Here is a 3550-nt window from a genome sequence, read left to right as displayed (position 1 = left end):
GCGGAAGCGGATATATAAAACATCATCCGGAACAGGCCCCAGTACGTAATTTCTGGTTCGGAGACATCCGAAAACTAAAAGGAAAAGACATACTGGATGCTCTTGGAATAAAGAAAGGCGATCTTGACTGCGTGTTCGGTGGGCCCCCCTGCCAGGGCTTCAGCGCAGCCGGAAAGCAAAATATCGCCGATCCCAGGAATAACCTTGTCTATGAATATGGCCGCATGATTGTTGAGTTACAGCCCAAAGCATTTGTCATGGAAGAAGTACCTGCGATTGTTAATTTTTTCGACCCTGACGGCGTCCTTGTCTTGGATAAATTCGCAATGATGGTTTCCGAGGGCGGATACGGTAAATGGGAGAACATCAAGAAAGGGATGCTTATGCAGGCTGGATGTGCTGCAGGCATAAAAAGCGATCGCGGGAACGCCAAACTTAAAAGGACATCGGCCAAAAAGGAGAAAAAGGGTACAAGCAAAGAGCAGACTCAAATGTCGTTATTTTAACGAAGGAGGCAAAGGATTCATATGCAATTCAACGACTACCAACAGTTAGCCGAAAGAACAGCACATCAAGCCAATGATACCAGTGAAAAGAGATTTATTAACTTCGCTTTTGGCCTGGCCGGGGAGACTGGGGAGGTTATAGACTGCCTCAAAAAGCATCTATTCCATGGCCATCCACTTGACCAGGATAAGCTCAAGATAGAGTTGGGTGACCTTCTCTGGTATGTGGCAACCACGGCCACCACAGCGGGGATAAGGCTAGAGGATATCGCGGTGGCTAACATTGAGAAGCTCAGGGCCCGGTACCCGGATGGGTTTTCAGAGGAGAGAAGCATTAACCGGGTTGAAGGTGAATTAATCCCGGTAATACGGGACATGGAGCCGCTGAAAGACTATTTAATTGAGTTAATAACTCCGTATATTGAGCGCCTAACGCCAAATGAGGATATTCTTTCCGAGAAATATGCAGAGATATATCGGACGTACCGGAAGTTGTTTCCGGAGAAAGGAGAGCATGATGGACAGAGATTATAGGTTCCGCGGTAAGCGGTCAGATACAGGTAAATGGGTGTATGGTGATTTAATTACATGGTGGCGCGGTGAAGGCAGTCGAGCTATTTGTGATGTTGGTGGTATCAGGCATGATGTTATTCCTGAAACCGTGGGCCAGTTTACCGGCCTCCGCGAGTCGCACCCCCTGCGGGTGCGTGGATTGAANNCCCGTGACAAGTGAAGTGATGAAGGCCCTTAACACGGTATCGGAATACATTCTCACAACGGAGCAGGAGAACACCCGCCTATCCCGGTTGGTAGATGCTATGGGGGAAGAGCTGGCAGCAGCAAAGGCAAACACCGGGGCCGAGGAAGTACTTGCACTGGTGGGCCAGATGGCAAATGCTTGGGAGCCTAGATTTGATGTGCTGCCTGATGGCATACAGGCGATCATACGGGCTTACCGTGTATGGGAGAAAGGAGAGGGGCATGAGAGATTATAAATTCCGAGGCAAGCGGATTGATAACAGGGAATGGGTTGAAGGATGTTATGCAGAGTTTATAAATTATTTAGACGGTAATAGCAAACCCGGTATACAGGTTATAAAGCAAGTTCCAAGTGACTCCGACCGCATGATTCCAGCTTTTGAAACGGAATTAGTGGAGGTTATTCCCGCCACCGTCGGCCAGTTCACCGGCCTCAAGGATAAGAACGGGCAGGAACTCTATGATGGGGATATTTTACAGGGTGGTCAGGACTACGAGAAAATTTACGGAAAACCAATAGTGAAAATAGGTGAATATATAGACAACGGTTTAAGGCATCTTGACTTATGCGAAGATGAAACCTTTCCACTTTACGGAGTTTATATTGAAACTTTATGGGGCCCCGGGGGATTGAGTGGTGACCATGAATTAATTAAGATCGGTAACATCCACGACAATCCGGAACTGCTGGGAGGAGGCCCGGACGATGATATATGATCTACTTTTCCATTACCGAATCGAAAAGGAGGCTGAATTCGGCGCAGATAAAAACGGTAATCCTTGCGAGGTTTACCTGCAGATCAAACTAGGGAAGTGCAACACGGAAACCAGGGATGCCGATATGGAAAAACAAGCTCAGATAGATGGCATACCTGAGTTAGCCGATATGTTGGGCACTAAACCGGAGTACATCACCCCTATCACCCCGGAAGAATATGCGGAAAATGCGGACGAGATAGAGGGAGAGTGGGAGTGGGAGGAGGATTGTTGTGCAGACTAACCGAATCACGCAGAACTACTGGAAGTACCGGGTAGAGCCGATAAAGCCTGCGGATAAGCCCCGGCGCGAAAAGCAGAAGTTTATGCAGGTGCTCAAGAAGCAGGCTAAATCCGACCCGCTAACGAGCGTAATGATAATCCTAGGCTTTATTTTCGGTACCGCCATGATTGTTTCGCAGGCGCTGATCGGGTTCGGGGTTATTACCGGGCCGGTGTATCTGTAGAGAGTATAGGAGGACATGGATGGAGAACATGGATGCCAATAAGCTAAGAGACCTACAGTCGTTGGATTTAGAGCATAAATTAATCCTCACTAAGGGCCGCATCCAGGAATGGTACGAACACTGGGATGGCAAAGTCTACGTTTCCTTCTCTGGCGGCAAAGACTCTACAGTATTGTTGCATATTGTCCGGCAGTTATACCCTGAACTTCCAGCAGTGTTCTGTGATACAGGGCTTGAGTATCCCGAGGTACGGAAGTTCGCCTTAAGTCAAAATAATGTAGTTAAGCTAACGCCTAAAATGACGTTTAGGCAGGTGATTAAAAAGTACGGTTATCCAGTGATTAGTAAACGGCAGGCACATAATTTACAGCAATTGCGAGAACAAAAACTATCTAAGAGGTATAGGAATTATTTATTATATGGCGACGAGCGGGGCAATTCTGGGTCATTAAGCGTAAAGTGGCATTATCTTGTTGGTGCGCCCTTTAAAATATCTGCTAGTTGTTGCGATGTTATGAAAAAGCGGCCATTTTACAAATATGAGGATGACACAAAAAACAAACCATTCATTGGGGTAATGGCTGACGAGGGAGAAAAAAGGGCGCAAAATTATATCCAGTATGGGTGCAATGCTTATGAAGCGGCAAGGCCTCAATCGCGCCCCCTGGGCTTCTGGACTGAGCAAGACGTATTGCGATATCTACGGGTAAACAATCTGTCTTATGCCTCTTGTTACGGGAAAATCTGTAATCGGTGGGGGGGGGGCAACCACAACAGGCGTCAGTCGTACCGGGTGCATGTTCTGTATGTTCGGGGTTCATATGGAGCAAGAGCCTAACCGATTCCAGAGAATGCAGGTAACGCACCCGAAGCAGTGGAGATATTGCATAGGCGGCGGACAGTTCACTGACGGCAAATGGGGACCGAGCAAAGAGGGGTTGGGAGTCGGGTATGTGCTTGACTATATCGGAGTCCCCTATAACGACGACAGTCAATTGTGGAGCACGAAAGAGCTCTTAGAAAGTAGGTGACATCATGGCTAAAAACTTAAAACCCGGCGAA

At 47.7% G+C, this 3550-nt stretch carries 7 protein-coding genes; all 7 read left to right on the top strand.

Going from position 1 to position 3550, the window contains the following annotated elements; translation table 11 throughout:
• On the top strand, positions 1–506 hold a 506-nt coding region (locus B3W37_RS07540), incomplete at its 5' end, for a DNA cytosine methyltransferase (protein ID WP_483175252.1).
• A gap of 21 nt (positions 507–527) precedes the next feature.
• Positions 528–1040: a nucleoside triphosphate pyrophosphohydrolase family protein gene (locus B3W37_RS07535; protein ID WP_483175251.1), complete on the top strand. Its 513-nt coding sequence runs from the start codon at positions 528–530 to the stop codon at positions 1038–1040.
• 188 nt (positions 1041–1228) lie between these two features.
• On the top strand, positions 1229–1501 hold the full coding sequence (locus tag B3W37_RS07530) for a hypothetical protein (protein ID WP_483175250.1): 273 nt from the start codon (positions 1229–1231) through the stop codon (positions 1499–1501).
• On the top strand, positions 1488–1982 hold the full coding sequence (locus tag B3W37_RS07525; protein WP_483175249.1) for a YopX family protein: 495 nt from the start codon (positions 1488–1490) through the stop codon (positions 1980–1982). The genes B3W37_RS07530 and B3W37_RS07525 overlap by 14 nt, the downstream gene beginning before the upstream one ends.
• Positions 1972–2265, top strand: a complete 294-nt coding sequence (locus tag B3W37_RS07520; RefSeq protein WP_483175247.1) for a hypothetical protein — start codon at positions 1972–1974, stop codon at positions 2263–2265. Before B3W37_RS07525 ends, B3W37_RS07520 begins: the two co-directional genes overlap by 11 nt.
• A complete protein-coding gene (locus tag B3W37_RS07515) occupies positions 2255–2488 on the top strand; it encodes a hypothetical protein (protein ID WP_483175246.1) in 234 nt (77 codons plus the stop codon). Before B3W37_RS07520 ends, B3W37_RS07515 begins: the two co-directional genes overlap by 11 nt.
• A gap of 19 nt (positions 2489–2507) precedes the next feature.
• The gene (locus tag B3W37_RS07510; RefSeq protein ID WP_483175245.1) at positions 2508–3326 is read left to right on the top strand and encodes a phosphoadenosine phosphosulfate reductase family protein; all 819 of its coding nucleotides are present in this window, start codon (positions 2508–2510) and stop codon (positions 3324–3326) included.
• Positions 3327–3550 lie beyond the last annotated feature (224 nt).

It is taken from the genome of Syntrophomonas sp. UBA5494 (assembly GCF_002426325.1).
The sequence above is the reverse complement of the archived record's forward strand: the minus strand, read 5'-3'. Positions and strand labels throughout refer to the sequence as shown.